General features: G+C 70.0%; 19 protein-coding genes. 11 read left to right on the top strand and 8 right to left on the bottom strand.

From position 1 onward, the window contains the following. Positions 1-11 precede the first annotated feature (11 nt). Together QMG73_RS37230 and QMG73_RS37225 are read right to left on the bottom strand one after the other, a co-directional pair. Complete coding sequence (locus QMG73_RS37230) at positions 12-1,163, bottom strand: alpha/beta hydrolase family protein (protein WP_281903679.1); 1,152 nt, start codon at positions 1,161-1,163, stop codon at positions 12-14. Positions 1,164-1,175: 12 nt separating this feature from the next. Further along, positions 1,176-2,657 (bottom strand): alpha/beta hydrolase, encoded by a 1,482-nt coding sequence (locus QMG73_RS37225; protein ID WP_281903678.1) that lies wholly within the window; start codon positions 2,655-2,657, stop codon positions 1,176-1,178. A gap of 26 nt (positions 2,658-2,683) precedes the next feature. On the opposite strand from QMG73_RS37225, the gene QMG73_RS37220 reads away from it, so the two are divergent. The 5 genes from QMG73_RS37220 (at position 2,684) to QMG73_RS37200 (ending at position 6,731) form a co-directional block, all read left to right on the top strand. Beyond that, positions 2,684-3,295, top strand: coding sequence for a sensor histidine kinase (locus QMG73_RS37220; protein WP_281903677.1), 612 nt, complete (start codon positions 2,684-2,686; stop codon positions 3,293-3,295). After that, the gene (locus QMG73_RS37215) at positions 3,286-3,930 is read left to right on the top strand and encodes a response regulator transcription factor (protein WP_281903676.1); all 645 of its coding nucleotides are present in this window, start codon (positions 3,286-3,288) and stop codon (positions 3,928-3,930) included. Before QMG73_RS37220 ends, QMG73_RS37215 begins: the two co-directional genes overlap by 10 nt. Positions 3,931-4,112: 182 nt before the next feature. Then, positions 4,113-4,991, top strand: a complete 879-nt coding sequence (locus QMG73_RS37210; protein ID WP_281903675.1) for a CPBP family glutamic-type intramembrane protease — start codon at positions 4,113-4,115, stop codon at positions 4,989-4,991. Beyond that, a complete protein-coding gene (locus tag QMG73_RS37205; RefSeq protein WP_281903674.1) occupies positions 4,939-5,529 on the top strand; it encodes a carboxymuconolactone decarboxylase family protein in 591 nt (196 codons plus the stop codon). The genes QMG73_RS37210 and QMG73_RS37205 overlap by 53 nt, the downstream gene beginning before the upstream one ends. 95 nt (positions 5,530-5,624) lie before the next feature. After that, a complete protein-coding gene (locus tag QMG73_RS37200; RefSeq protein ID WP_281903673.1) occupies positions 5,625-6,731 on the top strand; it encodes a serine hydrolase domain-containing protein in 1,107 nt (368 codons plus the stop codon). 66 nt (positions 6,732-6,797) lie between these two features. Here QMG73_RS37200 and QMG73_RS37195 read toward each other — a convergent pair whose 3' ends face one another. Continuing rightward, the gene (locus tag QMG73_RS37195) at positions 6,798-8,876 is read right to left on the bottom strand and encodes an RICIN domain-containing protein (protein ID WP_281903672.1); all 2,079 of its coding nucleotides are present in this window, start codon (positions 8,874-8,876) and stop codon (positions 6,798-6,800) included. 164 nt (positions 8,877-9,040) lie between these two features. Between QMG73_RS37195 and QMG73_RS37190 the strand changes: the two genes are divergently transcribed. The 6 genes from QMG73_RS37190 to arfA all read left to right on the top strand — a co-directional run bounded on the left by QMG73_RS37190 (position 9,041) and on the right by arfA (position 15,986). Beyond that, entirely contained in the window at positions 9,041-10,045 is a 1,005-nt protein-coding gene (locus QMG73_RS37190; RefSeq protein WP_281903671.1) for a LacI family DNA-binding transcriptional regulator, read from the top strand. A 158-nt stretch (positions 10,046-10,203) separates the two neighbouring features. Further along, positions 10,204-11,463 carry an ABC transporter substrate-binding protein gene (locus tag QMG73_RS37185; protein WP_281903670.1) on the top strand — a complete coding sequence of 420 codons (1,260 nt, stop codon included), beginning with the start codon at positions 10,204-10,206 and terminating at the stop codon, positions 11,461-11,463. Then, complete coding sequence (locus tag QMG73_RS37180; protein WP_281903669.1) at positions 11,463-12,371, top strand: carbohydrate ABC transporter permease; 909 nt, start codon at positions 11,463-11,465, stop codon at positions 12,369-12,371. Before QMG73_RS37185 ends, QMG73_RS37180 begins: the two co-directional genes overlap by 1 nt. Beyond that, a complete protein-coding gene (locus QMG73_RS37175; protein WP_281903668.1) occupies positions 12,371-13,195 on the top strand; it encodes a carbohydrate ABC transporter permease in 825 nt (274 codons plus the stop codon). Before QMG73_RS37180 ends, QMG73_RS37175 begins: the two co-directional genes overlap by 1 nt. Before the next feature lie 44 nt (positions 13,196-13,239). Further along, complete coding sequence (locus QMG73_RS37170) at positions 13,240-14,469, top strand: family 1 glycosylhydrolase (protein WP_281903667.1); 1,230 nt, start codon at positions 13,240-13,242, stop codon at positions 14,467-14,469. Between the two features lie 2 nt (positions 14,470-14,471). Next, positions 14,472-15,986, top strand: a complete 1,515-nt coding sequence (gene arfA, locus QMG73_RS37165) for an arabinosylfuranosidase ArfA (protein WP_281903666.1) — start codon at positions 14,472-14,474, stop codon at positions 15,984-15,986. Between the two features lie 275 nt (positions 15,987-16,261). Here the strand turns inward: arfA and QMG73_RS37160 are convergent, their stop codons facing one another. Genes QMG73_RS37160 through QMG73_RS37140 form a run of 5 tightly spaced genes read right to left on the bottom strand, consistent with a single transcriptional unit; the run spans position 16,262 to position 22,833 of the window. After that, positions 16,262-16,921, bottom strand: a complete 660-nt coding sequence (locus QMG73_RS37160; protein ID WP_281903664.1) for an ATP-dependent endonuclease — start codon at positions 16,919-16,921, stop codon at positions 16,262-16,264. A 39-nt stretch (positions 16,922-16,960) separates the two neighbouring features. Beyond that, positions 16,961-18,340, bottom strand: a complete 1,380-nt coding sequence (locus QMG73_RS37155; protein ID WP_281903662.1) for a glycosyltransferase family 4 protein — start codon at positions 18,338-18,340, stop codon at positions 16,961-16,963. Between the two features lie 41 nt (positions 18,341-18,381). Continuing rightward, the gene (locus QMG73_RS37150) at positions 18,382-19,107 is read right to left on the bottom strand and encodes a hypothetical protein (protein WP_281903661.1); all 726 of its coding nucleotides are present in this window, start codon (positions 19,105-19,107) and stop codon (positions 18,382-18,384) included. Continuing rightward, positions 19,107-21,242, bottom strand: coding sequence for an RNA polymerase recycling motor ATPase HelR (helR, locus tag QMG73_RS37145; RefSeq protein WP_281903660.1), 2,136 nt, complete (start codon positions 21,240-21,242; stop codon positions 19,107-19,109). Before helR ends, QMG73_RS37150 begins: the two co-directional genes overlap by 1 nt. A gap of 19 nt (positions 21,243-21,261) precedes the next feature. Then, positions 21,262-22,833, bottom strand: a complete 1,572-nt coding sequence (locus QMG73_RS37140; protein WP_281903659.1) for an MDR family MFS transporter — start codon at positions 22,831-22,833, stop codon at positions 21,262-21,264. Positions 22,834-22,901 lie beyond the last annotated feature (68 nt).

Raw genomic sequence — 22,901 nt, 5'->3', positions numbered from 1 at the left:
TTTGGCTCGGGTCAGAGAGTTGGGCTTGCGGCGACGTTGAGTCCTTCGAAGGTCACCTCCGGGAAGGCGGCCGATGGGCGGTCGAGCAGCGGCTGGCGCGCGTTCGACAGCGTTTGTGCGAAGAACGCCCAGACGTACGCCTGCTGGATCGCCAGCGCCCGTGCGGGTTCGATGGCACCGAAGTGGCCGTAGAGGTGGCGGTCGACGCCGAACTGGTCGAGCAGCACCCCGAGGTCGCTGAAGTCGCTGTGACCGGCGTCGTCGACGTGCAGTTCGCGGCGCCAGCCCCGCAGGTTCGCCCAGTAGGTCGCCCAGGTCGGGTCCAGGGCGCGGGTGTGGTAGGCGCCGCCGAGTTGGAGGAACGGGCGGCAGGTGAGAGCGCCGGCGTCGCTGGCCGGCGGTAGCACGCTGCCGTCCAGGTTGAGCCCGGACTTGATGGGCTGGCCGGCGAGGATGGCGTTGGCGGCGGTGGAGCCGCCGGCGGAGTGGCCGAACATGCCCGTCCGGGTCAAATCGAGCTGGCCGTCGAAGCCCGCGACGATGTGGCCGGCGTTGATCCGCGCAAGCTCGGCGAGGACGAAGCCGACGTCGGCCACCCGGGTCCGCTGGGCGAGGAAGCGGTCCGGCTGAACGGTGTGTTCGAGGCGGCCGCCGGGGAACTGCACGACGTACGCGTCGAAGGTGTGGTCGATGGCGACGACCACGAAGCCACGGCTGGCCAGATCCTGCACGACGGTGGTGCCGAACGCCCGAGGGTTGCCCAGGCCGGGCGAGTACAGCACCACCGGGTGCCCTCGGTGCCGCCGGCGGATCGGGGCGCCCTCGTGCCCGGCGGTGCGGACGGTCCGCATGAGCTCGGGCGCGAGCTGGCTGGCGGTGGCGACCTCGCCGGCCGCCTCGTGCGGCATGAACGCCGCGACCGGTCCGGTCGGGCGGCTCGCCGGGTACCAGAGCTGGACCATCAGCTCACGAACCGGCCGGGACGGCTCCAGCGGGTCGGGGCGCGAGTCGTCGATCAGGTGTACCGCCACGGTGCCGACGGGGTGCGGGCCGGTGGGTGCGGGCAGCGCCGCGCCCACCGCGGTGCCGGCGGCGGCCGCCGGTGCGGGCGGCGTGGCCGCGGCCGATGCCAGCGTCAAGACCAGGACAAGAGCAAGGTTCACTGTGCGCATCGTTCAGCCCTCACAGACGCGGTGCGCCGGCGCCTTTGGCCGGAGCAGGTACTGGTCGGAGGCGGTCCGGGCGCACTCCGAGGTGTGGTACGAGGTGTGGCCGTCGCCGGTGCGGGTGAGCAGGGCGGCGCCCTGGATCTGGGCGGCGAGGCTGTGCGCCCACCGGTAGGGGTCGGAGGGATCGTGTACCGCGTGCACGATCAGACTGGGTACGCCCCGCACGTCCAGGAGCCGGTGCGGGTTGGCGGCCGGGACTGGCCAGTCGATGCAGAAGTTGACCTGCCACGTTTCGGAGGCGCCTTGCAGGTGCGGGGCGAGCTGGCGGCCCATCTGGATGCGCTGGCGCATCTGGGCGTAGGTGCGGATCTGCGGCGCGTACTCCATGCAGCCGATGGCGAGCCGGTTGAAGTAGCCGGCCTGGTACACCCCGGCCGGTGCCGCGGCGAACGCCGACGCGTCGCCCGCGACGGCGGCGGCGAGCGATCGGGAAAGGCCGGCCCAGGACACGTCGGGGCCGAAGATGGCCGGTTCCTTGAGGACCAGCAGCCGGATGGTGCCCATCCGGATGTCTTCGCCGGTCGCCGCCCGCACCGCGCCTTCGACGGGTATCGGGTACCGGTCAGCGGCGGCGACCAGGCGGTCGAAGACGGCGCCGACGTCCTGCCCGCGCAGCGCGCACTCCGTCGCGGTGTCGCACCAGCGGGCGAACCGGTTGAACGAGTCCTCGGCGGCCATCATTTCGTCGGCCACCTGCTGGCCCTCGGGCTGGCTGTGGTCCAACGCGGCGTCCAGCACCATGGCGCGGGTCTGTCGCGGGAACAGCTCGGCGTAATTGGCCGCGAGCTGGGTGCCGTACGAGATGCCCAGCCAGCTCACCTGCTTCACGCCGAGCGCGACCCGCAACGCCTCGTGGTCGCGGGCGACGCTGACCGTGTCGGTGTGCGCCATGAGCGATCCGGTCTTAGCGAGGCAGCTTTCCCCGACCGCGCGGTTGTGCCGGCGCATCGCGTCGAACTCCCGCTCCGACCGGGGGAACAGCGTGGTGGCCTCGGTGAACGCCGGTACATCGCATTGGGGCTGGGGGCTGCCGCCGGTGGCGCGCGGGTCCAAGCCGACGATGTCGAAGCGGGCGCGAAGGGTGGGTGAGAAGTACCAGTCGTCGGCCACGACGTAGTGGACTTCGCCATCGCCGGGCCCGCCCGCGTTGAAGAACAGCGTGCCGACGCGGTGCGCCGGGTCGTCGGCGGGGCGCCGCGCCACGGCTACGGTGATCTGCTCGCCGCGTGGCTTGGACCAGTCCACCGGCACCCGCATGGTGCCGCACTGCTTGGTGGGCGCCGTCGGGCACGGGGTCCAGTCGACGCTGAATCCGGGTGGTCCCGCCGAGGTCGGCCCCGCGTAGGCGGCGGGGACGTATCCGGCGATGACGGCGACGGCCAGCAGTCCGCTGGCGAGTACGCGTATCCGGGCGCGAAGTCGTGGCATGTCGTTTCTCCTGACCTGGATCGGCTGTGCGGGGGTCCCGGGTGCGGGTGCTGGAGGCCGGCCAGCGGGAGCGGCAGCGGTTGGAGCGCGACCTGCACGACGGCGCGCAGCAGCGACTCATCGCACTGTCCTTGGACCTTGGCCGGCTCAGCGCCCGCCTCGGGGCAAATCACGAGGCGCAGGGCACGCTCGCCAAGGCCAAGCAGGAGATCGCCCAGTCACTGGACGAGCTGCGCGACGTGGCGCGCGGCCTGCATCCCGCCGTGCTGACCGGTCACGGCCTGCCGGTGGCTCTGGAGTCGCTGGCCGCCCGGGCGGCGGTGCCGGTCCGGCTCACCCTGCGCCTCAACGGCCGGCTCGCCGAGCAGGTCGAGGTCGCGGCGTACTACGTGGTCTGCGAGAGCCTGGTCAACATCGACAAGCACGCGCACGCCTCGTCGGCCACAGTGGACCTCTGCCACCGCGACGGGCAGCTCGTCGTCGAGGTCGTCGACGACGGCACGGGCGGCGCCGACACCGAACGCGGCACGGGCCTGCGTGGGCTCGCCGACCGGGTCGAGGCGCTCGGCGGCCGGCTGCGGATCTGGACCCCGCACGGCGGCGGCACCCGGGTGCGGGCGGAGATTCCATGCGGGTAGCCATCGCCGAAGACAGCGTCCTGCTGCGTGAAGGGCTGGCCAGCCTGCTGGCCGACGCCGGATTCGAGGTGACCGCCCGCTGCGGCGACGCCGAGCAGCTTCACCGGGAGATGCTCGTCGCGCAGCCCGACGTGGCCATTCTCGACATCCGGCTGCCGCCGACACACCGCGACGAAGGGCTGCGGGCCGCGATCGACATCCGCGCCCGGTACCCGCGGGTCGGCGTGCTGGTGCTCTCGCAGTACCTGGAGATCGGGCTGGCCATGAAGCTGCTGGCCGACTCCGCCGACGGCGTCGGATACCTGCTCAAGGACCGCATCAGCGACGTGCCCGACTTCCTGGCCGCCGTCCGGCGCGTGGCGGTCGGCGGCTCCGCCGTCGATCCGGTGATCATCTCGACGCTGCTGGCCAAGCGGCGGCGGGACGACCCGCTCGGCGCGCTCACCCCGCGCGAACGCGAGGTGCTCGAGCTCATGGCGGTCGGGCACTCCAACCAGGGCATCGCCGACCGGCTGGTCATCACGTTGCGCGCCGCCGAGAAGTACGTCTCCAGCATCTTCGGCAAGCTCGGCATCCCGTCCACCGGCAGCGAGTCCCGCCGGGTCCTCGCCGTGCTGCTCTACCTGCGTTCCTGACCGCGCCCGCCGCGGCGAACACACCAGAAAACCGCCCCCCGACCGGCCTGTTTCCCGCCTGTCCGCGTCCCCGCGCCGGTGCCACCTTGAAGGTCATGAGAAGCCGCGTCATCCAAGACGGCGACCCCGGCGGCGAACGCCCGCGGCGGTCACCGCAGCCGGCCGGACCCGTGGAGGCACCCATGTCCAGAATCCTGTCGCCGATCCGGCGGCATCCCCTCGTCGCGTTCTTCGTCCTGGCCTACGCCCTCGCCTGGGGCGCCATCCCGTGGGACAGCTTCTTCGCCCCGGGGGCGCTGATCGCCGCCCTCATCGTGGCGTTCATCCGGGACGGGCTGGGGGGCCTGCGCGCGATCGGCGCGCGCCTGATCCGCTGGCGGGTCCACTGGATCTGGTACGCCCTCGCCCTCGCCGTGCCGCTGTCCGTGCACGCCGCCACCATCGGGCTCAACATGGCCGCCGGCGCGCCCGGGCCGGATACCGGCCAGTTCCATCCCTGGTACGGTGTCGCGCTGGTCATCGGCATCAACATCGTCAACCCCACCGGCGGGCCGTTCGGTGAAGAGCCCAGCTTCCGTGGCTTCGCGGTGCCCATCCTGCAGGAGCGCCGCACACCGCTGGCCGCGGCCGCCGTCCTGGCCGTACTGGTCACCGGCTGGCACGCCCCGCTGTTCTTCATGGACTCCTTCGGGCTGGAGCCGATCGAGGCGGTCACCACGCTCGCGGTCACGTTCTGGTACGTGTGGCTGTTCAACCAGGCCCGGGGCAGTGCGTTGATCACCCTCATCGCACACGCGACCGAGGGGAGCGTCGAGTACCGGGCCGGCGACCTGTGGCCGGCTGGCGCCGACTCCACCCGCCTCACCTGGCTCTACCTCGCCGCCTGGACCCTGGTCGTCGCCGTACTGATCGCCGGCCACTGGCGCTTCTGGACCCGTCCGGCACCCGCCGAGGCCACGGACCGCGCGCGACCCGACCGGAACCGGGATGGTGCCCCACAATGGACGGATGGACCGCGTGAGAGCGTCGATTCCGTTTCCCGGCACGGTGCGCAGGGCTGAGAGGCCGCGGGTGCGGCCCGGCGACCGCGACGCGCTCGGTGTGGTCAACACCGCGGTGTGCGCGGTCGCCGCGAGGCGCTTCGGTGTCCCGGTGCCGAACGTGTTCGCCACCCTGGCACGGCACCGCAGGCTGTTTCGCGCGTGGCTGCGCTTCGCGGCGCGGCTCATGCCATACGGCACGCTGCCCCGGGTCGACGCCGAGCTGGTGATCCTGCGGGTCGCGGTCGAGTGCGGCAGCGACTACGAGTGGCATCAGCACGTGCGGCTGGCGCGCCGGGCCGGGCTGAGCGACGAGCAGATCGAGCGGGTCGGCGCCGGGCCGGACGCGCTGGGCTGGACCGATCACCAGCGCGCCCTGCTGCGCTCGGTCGGCGAGCTCACCGTCGACCGCACGATCGGCGCCGACACGTGGGCCGCGCTGAGCACAGCCTACGACCAGACCCAGCTCATCGAGGTGTGTCTCCTCATTGGACAGTACGAGATGCTGGCCGGCACCCTCAACGCGCTGGGTGTCGAGCCCGACCCCATCGTTCCCTGACAGGGCCTTCGGGGGCGAACCAGGGTGGTCCCCGATATGTCCGCCGTCCCTCGTGCGCGAGGCTCGATCTTGACGGACTTCCCACGGGGGTGGAGATGAAGAAGGCGTATCGGGCCCTGCTGACCACGACGGCGGCGTTGGCGGTGCTGGCGGCACCGGCCGCGGTCGCCGCCGCGCCGAAGAAGCCGGACCGTTCGGGGCTGCAGAGCCGGTTGGACGGCATCGTGGCCGCCGGTGCGGTGGGCGCGCTGGCGCGGGTGCGTGACGAGCGCGGGGTGTGGCGGGGCGCCAGCGGCGTCGCCGAGCTGGGCACCGCGCGGCCGGTACCGGTCGACGGCCGGTTCCGGGCGGGCAGCATCACCAAGACGTTCGTCGCCACCGTGATCCTGCAGCTGGTCGACGAGGATGAGTTGCGGCTCGACGATCCGGTCGCGGCGTGGCTGCCCGGCGTCGTCACCGACGATCGCATCAGGGTGCGCCACCTGCTCAACCACACCAGCGGCCTGTACGACGTCGTGCGCACCCTGCCGATGCCGCCACAGCCGGAGTTCTTCGCCAACCGGTGGCGTACCTGGACCTCCGACGAGCTGATCGCGCGGGCGCTGGCGCATCCGGCGACGTTCGAGCCGCCGGGTGAGGCGTACTCGTACTCCAACACCGGCTACCTGCTGCTCGGCGAGATCATCGAGAAGGTGACCGGGCAGCCGTACGACGCGGAGATCGAGCGCCGGATCATCTGGCCGCTGGGCCTGTCCGGCACCACGTTGCCGGGCACGTCGCCGCGGATTCCGGGGCCGCATCCGCACGGCTACGTGCCGGGCGACGGGGAGGGAAATCTGCTCGACTACACGCGGATGAACCCGTCGCTGTTCGGTGCCGGCGGCGAGCTCATCTCCACGGCGAAGGACCTCGACACCTTCTTCGCCGCGCTGCTCGGTGGGCGGCTGCTGCCCGGTCACCTGCTGGCGCAGATGAAGGAGCCGGCCGTCGAGGGTCGCGGCTACGGGCTCGGGCTGGCCTGGTGGGTGACCTCGTGCGGGATCCCCGTGTACGGCAACGACGGCGACGCGCTGGCGTACCAGGCGTATTCGTTCTCCACAGTGGACCTGAGTCGCCAGGTGACGGTCGCGCTCACCCCGAACCACACCGGTGACCTCGACGACCTCGTCGAGGCGTTCGTGAGCGAGGCGGTCTGCGGCTGACCCCCGCCGTGATCAGGGCGTCCCTCAAGTCGCTAGAACGACTTGAGGGACGCCCTGATCACGGGACTACTGGATGCCCTCCTTCGCGATCCGCCACTGCTGGCAGGTGCAGCCGGTGCTACCCCACTGGTCGACGACGGCGCCGTCGGCCTGCGAGTTCTGGTACACCTCCAGGTACTTGCCGCTGTTGCGGTTGATCACGTTGTAGTAGCCGGACGTGGTGGGTACGAGGCTCCATTCCTGGGTCGCGTTGCTGGTCGGACCCCACTGGCCGGCCTGGGTGCCGTCGGCCGTCGAGGCGGACGGGATCTCCAGGTACTTCCAGCTGTTCTTGTTCGTGACGTAGAAGTAGCCGCCGCTGCTGGTGCCGATGCGCCAGACCTGGCGGGGGTTGCCGACGAAGCCGTACTGCACCGCGCCGGCGCCGTCGGCGGTCGAGCCGTTCGCGATCTCCAGGTACTTGCCGCTGCTGCGGTTGACGACGCGGAACTCCGCGGGCATCGCGGTGCTCGTCTGGTACACGGCGATCATGTCCAGCTCGGCGTAGGTGCCGCTGTAGGTGAAGCGGATGGTGTTGTTGCCCGCGTTGAGGCTCGCGGTGAGCTGCGCCCACCGGTACCGGCCCCAGTCCACCGTCGGCGGGTAGCTGATGGAGGTCGCCGCCCCGCCGTTCACGCTGACGGCGTGCGAGCTGTTGGCGCCCGTACCGTTGTCATAGCGGACGTTGACTGTGTAGCTGCCGGCGCTGGGCACGCGGACGTTGAACTCGACGTAGCTGTTCGAGAAGTTGATGTTTCCGATCTTCGAGCCGTTCGAGGCGTCGAAGTGGGTGACGGTCTGCACGTTGCTGAGCGTGGCCCGCTCGGCCTCGTAGTACTGCGCGGCGGTCGGGATGGTGCCGACCCGGATGTCGTTGTAGCCGGTGCTGGTGTTCTCCACGTTGGTCGCCTGGTAGAGGGTGAGCCCGTCGGGGCTGGTGTCGAAGCCCTGCGCGAAGCCGGAGAAGTAGCCGCCCTGGGTGTCCGATGCGTCGTAGGTGACCGCGTACGGCAGCCGCTCCCACGATCCCTGGCCCAGGTTGTAGTTGGCGTAGAAGTGCTGGCCGCCGCTGATGGCACCGGCGGAGGTCAGGCCCCACTTGGACGAGACGAGCACCGTGCCGTTCGGGCCGCCCTGCGGGATCCAGCGGACCATCGGCGACGAGCCGATGCCGCGGCCGTCGGCCAGCGTGATCGGCGTGCCGAGACCCGCGGGCCAGGTCACACCGTCGGAGCTGAGCTTGAAGTAGGCGGGCGCGGTGTTGAGGCTCTGGCTCGGCCGGTTGACCACCTCGTACGTGGCGATGTACTGCCCGTTGCCCATCCTGGCCACGGTGATCATGCCGGGCCGGTCGCTCTGGTTGCCGACCGCCGCGACGTTGCCGACCGCTCCCCAGGTGGCACCGCCGTCGGTCGAGCGGCGGTAGACGACGGCCTGGAGCACGCCGCTGGCCTTCTGCCGCTCGTCGCTGTAGTAGACGACCAGGTTGCCGGAGGAGTCGAGGTTGATGGCGGGTTCCCAGACGGTGGTCGTGGTGGAGGAGGGGCTGGGGTCGTAGGTGGCGGGACCACCGGTATCCACTGTGGACAGGAACGACCAGGTGGAGCCGCGGTCGGTGCTCTTGTAGACGACGATGCGGCTGCTCGACCGGTCGGCGGGCATGATCATGCCGGCGAGCAGGATGGTGCCGGCCGCGAGGCTGCCCACCTGCTGCGGCACCTCGTACAGGTAGGGCTGCGAGGTGAGGGTGAGCGTCGGGAAGGTCTGGCTCGGTACGACGTTCGTGACCAGGCTCCAGCTGGAGCCGCCGTTGGTGCTGCGGTAGATGGGGTAGACCTGTACGCCGTTCACGTAGATGAGCTGGTCGAAGGTGACCAGGAGCTGACCGTTGTACTGGCCGTTGTTCTTGAGCGCGATGACCTTCGCGTACGTGGTGCCCGCCGGGTCGAACGAGCTGCCGGCGGCGGGGGAGTAGACGAGCGACCCGTTGCCGGTGGTGACGGCCGCGGCAGGGCTGCTGGGCAGGATCGCGGTGAGGCTGCCGGCGAGGAGCGCCGCCGCGGCGAGGAGTGCTCGCCGCCGGGGACGTGGGCGCGTGAACTGCATGGTTGTGCCCCTTCGGTGGGTGACAGGGCCCCGCGAGGTAAGCTTCTACAACGTTGTAGAGACTCACAGTGCGCAGCTCGGGAGGGATCGTCAATGGTGACCTAGGTCACAGCTATGCTCTGAGACAGTTGGAGGCGCTGTCGATCAATGCCCGGGAGTGATGGATGCCAGCGACGATGCACGACGTGGCCAAGCTGGCCGGTGTGTCGGTCAAAACGGTGTCCAATGTGCTCAGCGGATACCCCTACATCCGCGAGACGACCAAGGCCAAGGTGCTCGCGGCGGTCGACGAGCTCGGGTACCGGATGAACATCTCCGCGCGCAACCTGCGCGCGGGCCGCACCGGCCTGATCGGCCTGGCCGTGCCGGAGCTGAGCCTTCCGTACTTCGGCGAGCTCGCCGACGCCGTTATCCGTGCCGCCGAGGAGCGCTCCTGGACGGTACTGGTCGAGCAGACCGGCGCCGACCGTGAACGCGAGGTCGGCGTGCTCTCCGGAGCCCGCCGGCAGCTGGTCGACGGGCTGATCTTCGCCCCGCTGACCGTCTCCTCCGCCGACATCGAGCAGTTCCGCGGCGACTTCCCGATCGTGCTGCTCGGTGAGCGCACGTTCGACGTGGCGGTCGACAACGTGACCATCGGCAACGTCGACGCCGCCCGCACGGCGACGGCCCACCTGATCGAGACCGGGCGGCGCCGGATCGCCGCCATCGGCACGCACCCGACCGACGCCGAAGGCCCCGCGGTCCTGCGCCTGGAGGGCTACCTGGCCGCGCTGCGCGAGGCGGGCATCGAGCCGGACGCCGAGCTGATCGTGCCGGCCGGGCTCTGGCACCGCGCCGAGGGGGCGGCCGCCATGCGGCAACTGCTGGAGGCGGGCACCCGCTTCGACGCCGCCTTCTGTTTCAACGACACGCTCGCCCTGGGCGCCATGTACGCCGTGCTGCGCCACGGTCTGCGCGTGCCGGAGGACATCGCGATCGTCGGGTTCGACGACATCGAGGATGCCCAGTACTCGATGCCGCCCCTGTCGTCGATCGCGCCTGGCCGCGAGCAGATCGCCCGCGCGGCCGTCGATCTGCTGGCCAAGCGGATCGAGGAGCGGGAGCACCCGCACCAGCAGGTCGTGGCCGACTTCGAGCTGCGGGTCCGCGAGTCCACCGCGGGATAACCGGCCCTCGATCCATTACCGGCCCGTTACCAAACTGTGACATGCCGCGTCATTGACGCCCGCCGCGAGCGTGACCAATCCTCTTCTACATCGTTGTAAAAGCGCCCTGAGCGCGGGAAACTCAAACGACCGCAGTTACGCGGAATGAGGTATAGACCATGAAACGACGCTCCCTACTGCTCGCCGCGGCGGCGACCGCCCTCGCGCCCGCCGTCGCCGCGTGCGGCAAGGACGACAGCGGTCAAAGTGGTGGAAAGACCACGATCACCTTCTGGAACGGCTTCACCGACGCCGACCGGCCGGTCGTCGAGGAGATCGTGCGGCGGTTCAACTCCTCGCAGAGCGAGGTCGTCGTCGACATGACGATCCAGCCCTGGGACACGATCAACCAGTCGCTGCTGTCCGCGTACGCCGCGAAGAAGGGCCCCACGATCGTCGGGCTGCCCGCCGAGCAGTTCACCGGCTACGTGACGGCCGGGGTGTGGGCGGACGTGGAGCAGGCGTACAGCGGCGGCGGGCTCGACCCGGCCACCCTGCCGAAGGCCAGCATCGACGCCACCACCTACAAGGGCAAGCGGTACGGCGTGCCGATGTCGGCCGCGGCCGGGATGCTCTACTACAACAAGGCGCTGTTCACCAAGGCCGGCCTCACGGCGGCGCCGACCAGCATGGCCCAGGTCGGCGAGTACGCGGTCAAGCTGAGCAACCACAGCGCCGGCGACGAGACCAAGAGCCAGTACGGCTTCCTGCTGCCCGACCACGGTGCCCTGCCGCACTGGGCCGTGCTGTGGTGGGCCGACGGTGGCGGCGTCGTCGCCGAAGACAACAGCCGCTCGCTGCTCGGCGACCCGGCGAGCATCGCCACCGCCCAGTACTGGACCGACCTGATCGCCAACAAGCACATCTCGCCCGCCGGCGTGAGCGGCGTCGACGCCGACAACCTGTTCGCGGCGGGACGGGCCGGCATGGTCATCAACGGGCCGTGGTCGTCCGGCGCGTTCACCAAGGCCGGCATCGACTTCGGCATCGCGCCGGTGCCACCCGGCTCGGCCACCCAGGCGGCCGCCGCCATCAGCGTCAACATGCAGCTGGCCGCCAACGCCTCCGACGCCCAGAAGGAGGCCGCGACCAAGTTCTTCGCGTTCTGGAACAACACCGAGTCCCAGACGTACTGGGCGGTCAAGACCGGCTACCCGCCGAACCGCACCGACGTACCGGCCAGCGCGCTGGCCGAGAACCCGACCTCGGCCGGGTTCAGCGCGGCCAAGGGCGCCCGCCTCTACCTCGCCGGCCTGGCGAAGGCCAGCCAGATCGACACCGACGTGGTGGTGCCCACCGTGCAGAAGATGACACAGGGCAAGGGCACCGCGGCCCAGCTGCTGCCCGATGCCGCGAAGCAGATCGACGCCCTGCTCTGATGATGTCCGCCCGCACCCGGCGCCGGCGGCGCTCACCCATCGAGCGCCGCCGCGCACTGACCGCGCTGTCGTTCCTCGCCCCGGCGCTGACCGTCATCGCGGTGTTCGTCCTCTGGCCGATGGCCAACGCCCTGCGCACCTCGTTCACCGACGCGCGCATCATCGGCGGCGGCGACTGGATCGGCACCGCCAACTACAGCCGGCTGCTGTCCGACGACCGGTTCACCAACGCGCTGGGCAACACCGCCGTCTACGCCCTGGTGACCACGCCGGTATCGGTCGCGCTCGCCCTGGGCGCCGCGCTGCTGCTCAACCGCGCGATACCCGGACGCGGCTTCTTCCGGGCCGTGCTGTTCTTCCCGTTCGTCGCCTCGCTGGGCATCATCTCCATCGCCTGGGCGTTCGTGCTCGACCCCCAGGTCGGCATCGTCAACCACTGGCTCGCCCAATTAGGACTGTCCATCGGAGACGGTGTGCGGGACCCGGACTGGGCCATGCCGGCGGTCATCCTCGTCGGCATCTGGCGCAACACCGGCTTCTTCATGGTGATGTACCTGGCCGGCCTCCAGACCATCCCGCGGGAGTTCCAGGAGGCGGCGGCCATCGACGGCGCGGGCGCCATCCGGCGGTTCCGCAACATCACCTGGCCGCTACTGGCCAACACCACGATGTTCGTGGCCATCATCGCCTCGATCTTCTCGTTCCAGGCCTTCGACCAGATGTACGTGATGACCGCGGGCGGGCCGTTCTTCAGTACCGAGACGCTCGTCATGCTCATCTTCGACACCGGGTTCCAGGACTTCGACATGGGCTACGCCTCGGCCATGTCGTGGGCGCTGGTGCTCATCATCATGGCGCTGAGCCTGGGCCAGATGGCCTACTTCCGCCGGCGGACGGTGCAGTACTGATGACCATTTCACGTCCAATCAGGACCTTCGCCTCCGTCGCCGTGCTGGCGCTGCTGTCGCTGGCCTTCCTGCTGCCGTTCCTGTGGATGCTCAGCGCCTCGCTGCGCACTCAGGGCGACCTGCTGGCCAACCCGCAGACGCTGTGGCCCGAGCACATCACGTGGGACAACTACCGCGAGGTGTGGCAGCGCATCCCGTTCGGCCGGCAGTTCCTCAACACCGTCGTCTACGCGGGCATCATCACGGTGGTGTCGGTGCTCCTGGACTCGATGGCCGGCTACGCGTTCGCCCGGTTCACCTTTCCCGGTCGCGGCCCGCTGTTCGTCGTCGTACTGGTCACCCTGATGCTGCCCATCCAGGTGACGCTGATCCCGGTATTCCAGCTCCTCAACGACCTCGGCTGGATCAACACGTACCAGGGGCTCATCGTGCCGCGCGTCGCCGACGCCTTCGGCATCTTCTTCATGCGCCAGTTCTTCCTGTCCCTGCCGCGCGACCTCGAAGACGCCGGGCGCATCGACGGGTTCTCCGAGTTCGGCATCTGGCGCCGCATCATGATGCCGCTCGCGTGGCCCGCCGTGCTGACGCTGGGACTGTTCAACCTGCTCTACAACTGGAACGACCTGCTGTGGCCGCTCATCGTGACGACCGACGAGAACATGCGCACGCTGTCCGCCGGGCTCGCCCTGTTCAAGGGCCAGCACAGCGCCGAGTACGGGCTGCTGATGGCCGGCGCCATTCTCGCGCTGCTGCCGATGGTGGCGGCGTTCGCGCTGGTGCAGCGCAGGTTCATCGAAGGCATCGCCACCACCGGGCTGAAGTGACAGGGCTGAAAGTGACAGGGCTGAAAGTGACGGGGACGGGCACAATGCGTTGGTACGAACAGAACAAGCTGCACTTCGCCATCGGCTTCGAGGACACGTTCATCCCGCAGACCCGGCCGGGGGAGCGGGCGCTCGACGAGTACGAACTGACCGGGCACTACGAGCACTGGCATGAGGACTTCGGAGCGGCCAGCGCCGCCGGCGCCAGCATGGTCCGCTGGGGGATTCCCTGGTACCGGATCCAGCCGGCCCGCGACCGCTGGGACTGGAGCTGGCTGGACCGGGTCGTCGACCGGCTGTCCGAAGTAGAGCTGGAGCCGATCGTCGACCTCATGCACTACGGCACTCCACTGTGGTTGGAGGAGCAGTTCGCGCACCCCGACTACCCGAAGCTGGTCGCCGAGTATGGCGCGCGGGTCGCGGAGCGCTATCCCGGGCGGCTCAACGCCTTCACGCCCCTCAACGAGCCCCTGCTGAACGTCCTCTACTGCGGTGAGTACGCCTACTGGCCGCCGTACCGCAAGGGCAACGAGGGATTCGTGACCCTGCTGCGCGCCATCAGCCGCGGCATCTCTCTTACCCAGCGGGCCATCGCCGACGTCGCGGGCGAGCACGCCAGCTTCGTACACGTCGAGGCGTCGTTCCGGTTCACCGGCGACAGCGACAAGGTGCCCTTCCTTCGGGAGCGGGCATACGTGGTGCAGGATCTGGTGACCGGCCGCCTCGACGACCGGCATCCGCTGGCCGGGCACCTGCGCGCGCACGGGTTCACCGACGAAGACTTACGGTGGGCACACGAACACGCCGTCCAGCCCGACGTCATGGGCGTCAACTACTACCCGATGCACTCGACAGAAGTGGTCGAGGCGGGCTCCACACAGGACGGTGGCCCCTTCGACCTGCGCCCGCGCGTCAACGCCTGGACCGAGGGCCTGGTCGACGTGCTGACCGCGTACGCACAACGATACGGCCGGCCGGTGTTTCTCACCGAGACCGCCTGGACCGGCACCGTGCGGGAGCGGCTGGACTGGCTCGACGCCTCGGTCGCGGCGGTGCACGGGCTTCGCGACAGCGGCGTCGACGTCATCGGATACACCTGGTGGCCGCTGTTCGACATGATCGAGTGGACGTACCGGCACGCCACCGGCCCGGCGCTCGACCATCGCCTCGCCATGGGCCTTTTCGACCTGGAAGAGGGCACGCTGCGGCGCCTGCGCAACCCGGTCGCCGACCGGTTCCACCACCACGCCACGTCTGGTTCGCAGGGAGTTTGATCATGCTCAAGGGATTCGTCACCCTCGACCCCGAGGCGCGCGTGGCGCCGGTGCGCCGCCGGCTCTTCGGCTCCTTTGTGGAGCACCTCGGCCGCTGTGTCTACACCGGAATCTACGAACCCGGCCACCCCACCGCCGACGCCGACGGCTTCCGCAGCGACGTCCTGGACCTGGTGCGGGAGTTGGGCGTCTCCACGATCCGGTACCCCGGTGGCAACTTCGTCTCCGCGTACCGGTGGGAGGACGGCATCGGACCGGTGGCGCGGCGCCCGGCGCGGCTCGACCTCGCGTGGCACAGCACCGAACCCAACACCGTCGGCGTCGACGAGTTCATGCGCTGGTGCCGCCTGGCCGGTGTCGAGCCGATGCTCGCGGTCAACCTCGGCACCCGCGGCATCCAGGAGGCGGTGGACCTGCTCGAATACTGCAACATCGAGTCCGGAACTCGCCTGTCCGACCTGCGCCGCGAACACGGCGCGAAGAACCCGCACAACGTGCGAATGTGGTGCCTGGGCAACGAGATGGACGGGCCCTGGCAGGTCGGGCACCGCAGCGCCGCCGAGTACGGCCGGCTCGCCGCACAGACCGCCCGCGCCATGCGGATGGTGGATCCGAAGCTCGAACTCGTGGTCTGCGGCAGCTCCAGCTCCAGCATGCCCACCTTCGGCGCCTGGGAGCAGACGGTGCTGGGGGAGACCTACGACGAGGTCGACTACATCTCGGCGCACGCCTACTACGAGGAGCACGACGGTGACAAGGCGAGCTTCCTCGCCTCCGCCGTCGACATGGATTACTTCATCGGCTCGGTGGTCGCCGCCGCTGACCTGGTGCGGGAGAAGGGCAAGAAGCAGAAGCGGATCAACATCTCCTTCGACGAGTGGAACGTCTGGTACCAGTCACGCCTGGCCGCCGAGCTGCCCACCGACTCCTGGCCCGTGGCACCGCGGCTGCTGGAGGACCAGTACTCGGTGCTCGACGCGGTCACCATCGGCGGCCTGCTGATCAGCCTGCTGCGCCACAGCGACCGGGTACACGCCGCGTCGCTCGCCCAACTGGTCAACGTCATCGCCCCGATCATGACCGAGCCCGGGGGACGGGCGTGGCGGCAGGCGGCCTTCCACCCGTTCGCCCTGACCTCCCGGTACGCGGCCGGCGAGGTCCTGCGGGTACAGCCAGCCTCACCCAGCCAGAAGACCCGCCGCTACGGCGACGTGCCGATCCTCGACGCGGTGGCCACAGTGGACGATGATGGGCAGGCGTCGGTGTTCGCCGTCAACCGCTCACCGGCCGAGGCGATGACCCTCGCGGTCGACGCGCGCACGCTTGGCGACGCCCGCATCGTCGAGTGCGTAACCCTGTCCGACCCAGACGCCTACCGCGTCAACACCGCCGACCACCCCGACGCCGTGGTTCCCCGTCCAAACACGACCGCGACAGTCGCCGACGGCCGCGCCGAGCTCCTGCTCCCGCCCGCCTCCTGGACCATGCTCCGCCTAGCCCCACCCCCCACGAGCTAACCCCACCCCCCCCACGAGCTAGCCCTCCCCCACGCCGCGCCGCTCACCCCGTCCGAGCCCTTGCCGTCGATCAAGGCCAATCGCATGGATCAAGGGCGAATACACGCGGAAAAGAGATCCAACCACGTGCGTTCGCCCTTGATCGGCGCACCGGGCGTGGCGACACGCCGTGCCGCGCGGTCGGCGGGTGGGTGTGGATGCGCGGACCCTGAGGCCGCGGGAGCAGCGGTCTTGCGCGCGGCGGGCGTCGCGGTAGCTCGAATCTTGGAAGGTTTTTAGACGGCGGTGAGGAGCGCGTCTAGGGGGCGGGGTAGGGCGTTTTGGCGGGTCGTTGCCTCGACCAGCAGGCGCGCGTAGCGCAGGTTGCGGCGGGAGCTGCTGCGCAGGAAACGCCACAGTTGCGCGCCGGGCTCGCGGCCGCGCCAGGCGGGTTGGGTCTGGAACGAGCGGAACGCTCGCAGGTCGCCGTGGGCTTCGAAGAGTGCTTCCACGTCGGCGGTGCCCATGGCGCGGATCAGCTCGTCTTCGAGGTCGTCGACGCAGACGTAGAAGCCGAGGTGCTCCATGTCGGCGCGGGTGCGGGGCGAGCCGACCCCGGCGGCGTCCAGGCCGCGGCGGAAGATCTCCTCTTCGCGCAGGTCGCACAGGCCGGCGAGGCGCAAGCCGGTGCCCAGCGGGCCGAACCTCGCCAGGAAGCGGCCGATCGCGTGCGCGCCGCCGATCGGCACGACGACGACCCGTTCCGCGTCCAGATCACGGCCGAGGCAGGCCGCTGCCGTTTCCAGGGCGATCTGGTCGCTGATGCCCTCGACGAGCACCACGGCCAGGGCGGACTCGGCCTTCGCCAGGGCGCGTCTCGTCGCCAGGAGCGAGGCGGCGTTGCCGCCCAAACGACCATCGAGCGCTTCGCCGGCAAGCTCGCTCGCGCACGCCATGGCGCAATGATCGGCGTGCGCGAGCGGATCGACAAGTGATTAACGAGCGGTCAGGCGGCCGATCTCGTCGAGCAGCTTGGAGACCTGGCTGACCACGCTGAAGTTCTCGGTGGCGTACGCCTCGGCGACCGCGCCCTTGGAGCCCTTCCAGTTCTCCTCGACGGCGCGGACCACGGCGGCGGCGAGCGACGCCGCGAGCTCCTGCCGGTTGTCGGTCTCCGGCACGAGCACGCCGACCTCGGGGGTCACGAAGTCGCGCGGGCCGCCGGAGTCGGCGCCGATCACGGGCGTGCCGCAGGCCATGCACTCGATGAAGACCAGGCCGAAGGGCTCGCGGTAGGAGGGGAAGCAGCCGACGTCGGCGCAGTTGAACAGTACCGCGAGCTCGTCCTGCTGCCGCGGGCCCAGGAAGTAGGTGCGCCGGAGGCCGAGGTCGGCGGCGAGGTCGTGCATCTGGACCTGCGCCTCGACCGGTCCCGAGCCGATCACGAGGGTGAGGATGCGCAGCTCGTGCTGCTCGTAGATGGCCGCGGCGTGGAGCAGGGCGTCGAGCCGCTTCCAGTCGGCGAACTTGCCGCAGAACGCCACGACCGCGTCGAACCCGCCCGCGGGCACCACCGGTTCGGGCTTGCGGTCGCTGCCCTCGGGCGGCTGGGTCATGAAGCCGGACAGCACGTTGGCGCGATCGGCGTACACGTTGGTGGGCTCGGTCAGCCGGCGGAACACGTCCTGGTTGTAGCCGTTGTGGGAGAGCACCACGCGCTCGCGCGGGAACTCCGGGAACACCCCCAGAAACGCCTCGACCTGCTCGGCCGAGATGGCCGCGACCACGTCGACGCCGTGTGCCGGGTCGGCGTAGTCGAAGACCTTCTCGTCCTTCATGAACGGCAGGAAGCGCATCGGGAACTCGTCGGGCTGGTCGCCGCGCAGCTCGTTGGCGTACATCTTCAGCTCGGTGCCGTGGGTGAAGCAGAGCAGCGGCATCGTGCCCTTGCCCGCCTCGGCGCGGCGCCGGATCACGTCGCGCATCACCACCGGGTTCATGAAGGCGTGGTGCGCGATCGCCAGCTCGAAGCGGTCACCGGTGCGTTCCTCGATCTCGTCCATCCAGGTCGCGACCTCGTCGGTCAGCCGCTGGCGGTACGCGGCCACCTCGGACTCGCTCATGCCGTGCCAGCGGTAGCTGCTGACCGGGGAGACGGATTCGCAGATGGGGATGTCGTGGTCGAGCTCGAAGACGTGTACGTCCTCGTCCTGGAAACGCTGCCGCCGGGACGGGTACATCGAGTAACACCGCCAGCCGGGCAGCGCGTCGTACGCGTGGTGGTGCGCCTCGTGCAGGATTCCCGATCCCGGTGCGAACTCCCCACCGCGTTGCCAGTTGTTGGTGCCGAGCTGAAAGATCAGCCGGTCGCCCATCCACGCCTCCCTGTAGCGCCCGTCACTTTTTCGACCCGCTATTACAACAGGTTGAGCGCCGCGACCGGCGGCGCCGCACCGCCGCTCAGCGGGAACCGGGCCGCCCCGGCGTGCGGCCCGCGCAGCGACCGGTAGCGGTGGTGAACCAGCGTAACCTCGTCGAAGCTGAGCGTGATCGGATCGAGGGGCAGCCTCGCCGTCTCGGCCACCAGCGTCTCGTACCCGGGCCGGGGGCGCTTCATGAAACCCAGGCGCGTGTGGACGAAGGCGTGTCGCGCCGGATCGGTGTCCCAGGCCCGCCGGCCCAGGTTGAAACAGCGGGGAAGCTGGGCGTTGAGGCGTTCCAGCAACCTGTGCCGTCGTACCGTCGAATCCTCGTCGGCGCACGTGCCGACCAGCTGGAACCCGTTGTCGGCCAGGGTCAACCGGTCGAGCGTGACCGTGATCGTGCCCAGTGCCGCCGTCTCGCGGGCGACGATGTCGCACAGCAGCTGCGGGTCGATGCCGGCCTTCACGAAGTCGGCGGCGCGCACGGGTCCCCAGGCGCTGCTGCGGGTCAGGGTCAGGTGCGTGCAGTGCATCTGCTCGGCGTCGTAGAACTCGGCCACCGGCTCGTCCGCCCCTTCGACCAGCTGGCGGAGCCGCTCCCGTACCCGCAGGAGCGGCCCCGCCGACTCGACGGGCAGGAACGAGACCAGGGTCAGCCCCCAGCGCCGCTCCAGGTCCTTCGCCGCGGCCGAGGCGGAGAACCCGACGGTCGAACTCATCAGGTGAGTATGACCAATCGCTGGGTCGCCCGGGTCATCGCGACGTACCGGTCGACGGCCCCTTCGATACCGTCGCCGAACGCCTGCGGGTCGACGAGGACGACCAAGTCGAACTCCAGTCCCTTCGCCAGCTCCGGGGTCAGCGACCGCACGCGCGGGGTCTCCCGGAACGCCGGATCGCCGATGACACAGGCGACCCCGTCGGCGTGCGTGGCGAGCCAGGCGTCGAGGATCGAGCCCAGGTCGGCGACCGATCCGTGCGTCACGGGGATGCCGCCGCTGCGGATGGAGGTCGGCACGTTGGCGTCGGGCAGTACGGCCCGGATGACCGGTTCGGCCTCCGCCATGACCTCGGCCGGCGTCCGGTAGTTGATGGTCAGGGACGCCATGGTGATCCGGTCGATCCCGATCCGCTCCAGCCGCTCCCGCCACGACTCCGTGAACCCGTGCCTGGCCTGGGCGCGGTCTCCGACGATGGTGAAGCTGCGCGACGGGCAGCGCAGCAGCAGCATCTGCCACTCGGCGTCGGTCAGCTCCTGAGCCTCGTCGACGACGATGTGCGCGAACGGGCCGGCGAGCCGGTCCGGTGCCGCGACGGCCGGCGACGCCGTCTCGTCTACAAGGGACTGCCGCATGTCCTCGCCGCGCAGCATGATCAGCAGACCCTCGCCGTCGTCGAAGGTGTGCGCCGCGAGCAGGTCGTCGACGACTCTGTCCATGTAGGAGCGTTGGGCGGCCAGAGCGGCGTCGTGGCGGTGCTGGCGCCTCGATACCTCCGGATCGCCGAGGCGCTGCCGGGCCGCGTCCAGGTACGGCAGGTCGGACACCGTCCACGCGCGGGCGTCCGCGCGCCGCAGCCTCCGGACCTCGTCGGGCGCGAGCCAGGGGGCACACTTGCGCAGATAAGCCGGTACCGTCCACAGGTCGCCGACGATGTCCGCCGCCTCCAGCACCGGCCACGCGCGGTTGAAGGCGGTGCGCAGTTCCTTGTTGCGCAGCAGCGACAGGCGCAGCAGGTCAGCCGACTCGTCGCCGTCGTACTTGTCCATCAGGATCCTGAGCAGTTCCTCCCAGACGTGGTCGCGCGCCTCGTTGTGCGGGACACCGGGCTCGGCCGCCTCGAACGCCTCGGCCCAGTCGCCGGCGCTCAGCCAGAGGTCGGACTCCTCGGTGGCGACCCGCATCCCCGTGGTCGGGGGCTCCTCGTAGAACCTGACCGCCGCCTCGACCGCCTTGACGAGCTCCGCCGACGATTTCAGCGCGGCCACCTCCGGGTCGGTCTCGACACCGGCGGCGGCACCCTCGGTGACGAGGTCGCGCAGGGTGCAGATCTGCACGTCCTCCTCGCCGAGGCTGGGCAGTACGTCGGACACGTAGGCCAGGTAGGGCTGGTGCGGGCCGACGAACAGTACGCCGCCGCGGCGCTCACCGAGGCGAGGGTCGGAGTAGAGCATGTACGCGGTGCGGTGCAGTGCCACCACGGTCTTACCGGTGCCGGGGCCGCCGTCGACGACCAGCGCGCCGCTGGACCCGGCCCGGATGATGGCGTCCTGGTCGGCCTGGATGGTGCCCAGCACGTCGCGCATTTTTGCTGAACGGTTGCCGCCCAGGCTGGCGATGAACGCGGACTGGTCGTCGAGCGCGGCGTTTCCCTCGAACCCGTCCGGGGTGAACACCTCGTCCCAGTAGTCGCCGATCCGCCCGCGCGTCCACCGGTACCGGCGGCGGCTCGCGAGGCCCATGGGGTTGGCGTGCGTCGCGGCGAAGAACGGTGCCGCGGCGGGCGATCGCCAGTCGTGCAACAGGCGGCGGCCTGAGCTGTCGGTCAGGCCGAGCCGTCCGATGTAGACCGGATCGGTGCCGTCCGCGCCGACCACGCGGCCCAGGCACAGGTCGACGCTGAAGCGGCGCAGGGTGCGCAGGCGGGCGGTCAGCCGGCGTACCTCCTGGTCCCGGTCCACCGCCTGCCGGCCCTTGCCAGCGGGCGCCTTGCGCACTGTGTCGAGGCGCTCGGTCAGCTCGGCGGTCACCTGTTCGAGACTGTCGGCGATGGCGGCGAAGTGCTCCTCGTCGCGGGCGATCAGCGCTGGGTCGGCCTTGTGGGACAGCCGGTCGGGAAGGTCGAACACGCTCATGGTCACGGTATTCAAGTCCTCAGCTCCGATCTTCAAGTGCGCGACGCTCGTCGCCGGTGAGGGTGGACAGGGGCTTCTCCTTGATGAACACCACCGCCAGTACGGAGAGGAACGCGATGGGCGCGGCCACCAGGAACAGGTCCGAGGTCGCCGTGCCGTAGATGTCGCGGATGACGGCGAGGGCCGGTGCCGGGAGCGACTGCGGATCAGGCACCTTCGCACTGCCGCCTCCGGTCGACGCCGCGCCGAAGTGGTCGACGTACAGCGAGGTCACCCTGTTGGTGAGCACGGCGCCCAGGGCACTGACCCCGATCGCGCCGCCCATGCTGCGGAAGAAGGTCAGCGTCGAGGTCGCCGCGCCCAGCTTGGCGGCGGGTACGTCGTTCTGCGCGGCCAGTACCAGGTTCTGCATGAGCATGCCGACGCCGATGCCGAGCAGCGCCATGTACGCGCCGAGCAGCACCGCGCTGGTCTCCTCGTCGATCGTGCTGAGCAGCGCGAGCCCGCCGGTCATCACGACCGAGCCCACCACGAGGTACGCCTTCCAGCGCCCGAACCGCGTGATGAGCTGTCCGGCCACAGTGGACGACACCAGCACGCCGAAGATCATCGGCAGGCTCATCAGGCCGGCCACGGTCGGCGACTTGCCGAGCGCCACCTGGAAGTACTGCGACAGGAACACGGTGCCGCCGAACATCGCCACGCCGACCAGCGTGCTGGCCACCACGGCGAGGGTGACCGTGCGGTTGCGGAAGATGCTGAGCGGGATGATCGGCTCCGCGGCCCGCGACTCGTTCCACACCGCGAGCGCCAGCAGCAGCACACCGCCGCAGACGAACGCGCCGGTCTGCCACGAGCCCCAGGCGAACCGGTGACCGGCCAGGCTCGACCAGACCAGCAGGGTACAGACGCCACCCATGATCAGTAGAGCGCCCAGCCAGTCGATCCGTACCGTCCGGCGCACGACCGGCAGGTGCAGTGTCTTCTGCAACAGCACGATCGCGGCCAGCGAGAACGGTACGCCGATGAAGAAGCACCAGCGCCAGCCCAGCCACGAGGTGTCGACCAGTACGCCGCCGATCAGCGGGCCGGCGATCGTGGCCGCCGCGAACACCGCGCCGAAGACACCGGAGTACCGGCCGAGCTCGCGCGGCGGGATCATCGCGGCCATCACGATCATCGCGAGCGCGCCCAGGCCGCCGGCGCCCACGCCCTGCGCGACGCGGCTGGCCAGCAACACGGTGACGTTCGGCGCGAAGCCGGCGACCAGCGAACCGACCACGAACAGGCCCAGCGAGAGCTGGATCAGCAGCTTCTTGCTGTACAGGTCGGCCATCTTGCCCCAGAGCGGCACGGTGGCGGTCATCGCCAGCAGCTCGATGGTGACCACCCACGTGTAGACCGACTGGGTGCCGCCGAGGTCGGCAACGATGCGCGGCAACGCGTTGGAGACGATCGTCGAGGCCAGGATCGAGACGAACACGCCCAGCATGAGGCCGGACAGTGCCTGGATCACCTCGCCGTGCGACATCCGTTGGGGCTGCTCGGCCGGTACTTCTTCGTGGGCTGCCGTCTTGGCGGCAACGGTCATCAACTCTCCTTGGTCGAAGTGGTGGTGGCGCGCTGTTGTGCGCGCGCTTCAGCGCGCGGTCTTCTCAC

The sequence above is a fragment of the Phytohabitans aurantiacus genome (assembly GCF_027923225.1).
Taxonomy (GTDB): Bacteria; Actinomycetota; Actinomycetes; order Mycobacteriales; family Micromonosporaceae; genus Phytohabitans; species Phytohabitans aurantiacus.
Note: the sequence above shows the minus strand (reverse complement) of the source record. Positions and strands in the feature narration are given on the sequence as shown.

What these genes read in the sequence shown, in the direction of transcription:
- QMG73_RS37225 (WP_281903678.1), bottom strand. Translation starts at nt 2,657, where the DNA reads ATGCCACGACTTCGCGCCCGGATACGCGTACTCGCCAGCGGACTGCTG.
- QMG73_RS37215 (WP_281903676.1), top strand. Translation starts at nt 3,286, where the DNA reads ATGCGGGTAGCCATCGCCGAAGACAGCGTCCTGCTGCGTGAAGGGCTG.
- QMG73_RS37210 (WP_281903675.1), top strand. Translation starts at nt 4,113, where the DNA reads ATGTCCAGAATCCTGTCGCCGATCCGGCGGCATCCCCTCGTCGCGTTC.
- QMG73_RS37205 (WP_281903674.1), top strand. Translation starts at nt 4,939, where the DNA reads ATGGACCGCGTGAGAGCGTCGATTCCGTTTCCCGGCACGGTGCGCAGG.
- QMG73_RS37200 (WP_281903673.1), top strand. Translation starts at nt 5,625, where the DNA reads ATGAAGAAGGCGTATCGGGCCCTGCTGACCACGACGGCGGCGTTGGCG.
- QMG73_RS37195 (WP_281903672.1), bottom strand. Translation starts at nt 8,876, where the DNA reads ATGCAGTTCACGCGCCCACGTCCCCGGCGGCGAGCACTCCTCGCCGCG.
- QMG73_RS37190 (WP_281903671.1), top strand. Translation starts at nt 9,041, where the DNA reads ATGCCAGCGACGATGCACGACGTGGCCAAGCTGGCCGGTGTGTCGGTC.
- QMG73_RS37185 (WP_281903670.1), top strand. Translation starts at nt 10,204, where the DNA reads ATGAAACGACGCTCCCTACTGCTCGCCGCGGCGGCGACCGCCCTCGCG.
- QMG73_RS37180 (WP_281903669.1), top strand. Translation starts at nt 11,463, where the DNA reads ATGATGTCCGCCCGCACCCGGCGCCGGCGGCGCTCACCCATCGAGCGC.
- QMG73_RS37175 (WP_281903668.1), top strand. Translation starts at nt 12,371, where the DNA reads ATGACCATTTCACGTCCAATCAGGACCTTCGCCTCCGTCGCCGTGCTG.
- QMG73_RS37170 (WP_281903667.1), top strand. Translation starts at nt 13,240, where the DNA reads ATGCGTTGGTACGAACAGAACAAGCTGCACTTCGCCATCGGCTTCGAG.
- arfA (WP_281903666.1), top strand. Translation starts at nt 14,472, where the DNA reads ATGCTCAAGGGATTCGTCACCCTCGACCCCGAGGCGCGCGTGGCGCCG.
- QMG73_RS37160 (WP_281903664.1), bottom strand. Translation starts at nt 16,921, where the DNA reads ATGGCGTGCGCGAGCGAGCTTGCCGGCGAAGCGCTCGATGGTCGTTTG.
- QMG73_RS37155 (WP_281903662.1), bottom strand. Translation starts at nt 18,340, where the DNA reads ATGGGCGACCGGCTGATCTTTCAGCTCGGCACCAACAACTGGCAACGC.
- QMG73_RS37150 (WP_281903661.1), bottom strand. Translation starts at nt 19,107, where the DNA reads ATGAGTTCGACCGTCGGGTTCTCCGCCTCGGCCGCGGCGAAGGACCTG.
- helR (WP_281903660.1), bottom strand. Translation starts at nt 21,242, where the DNA reads ATGAGCGTGTTCGACCTTCCCGACCGGCTGTCCCACAAGGCCGACCCA.
- QMG73_RS37140 (WP_281903659.1), bottom strand. Translation starts at nt 22,833, where the DNA reads ATGACCGTTGCCGCCAAGACGGCAGCCCACGAAGAAGTACCGGCCGAG.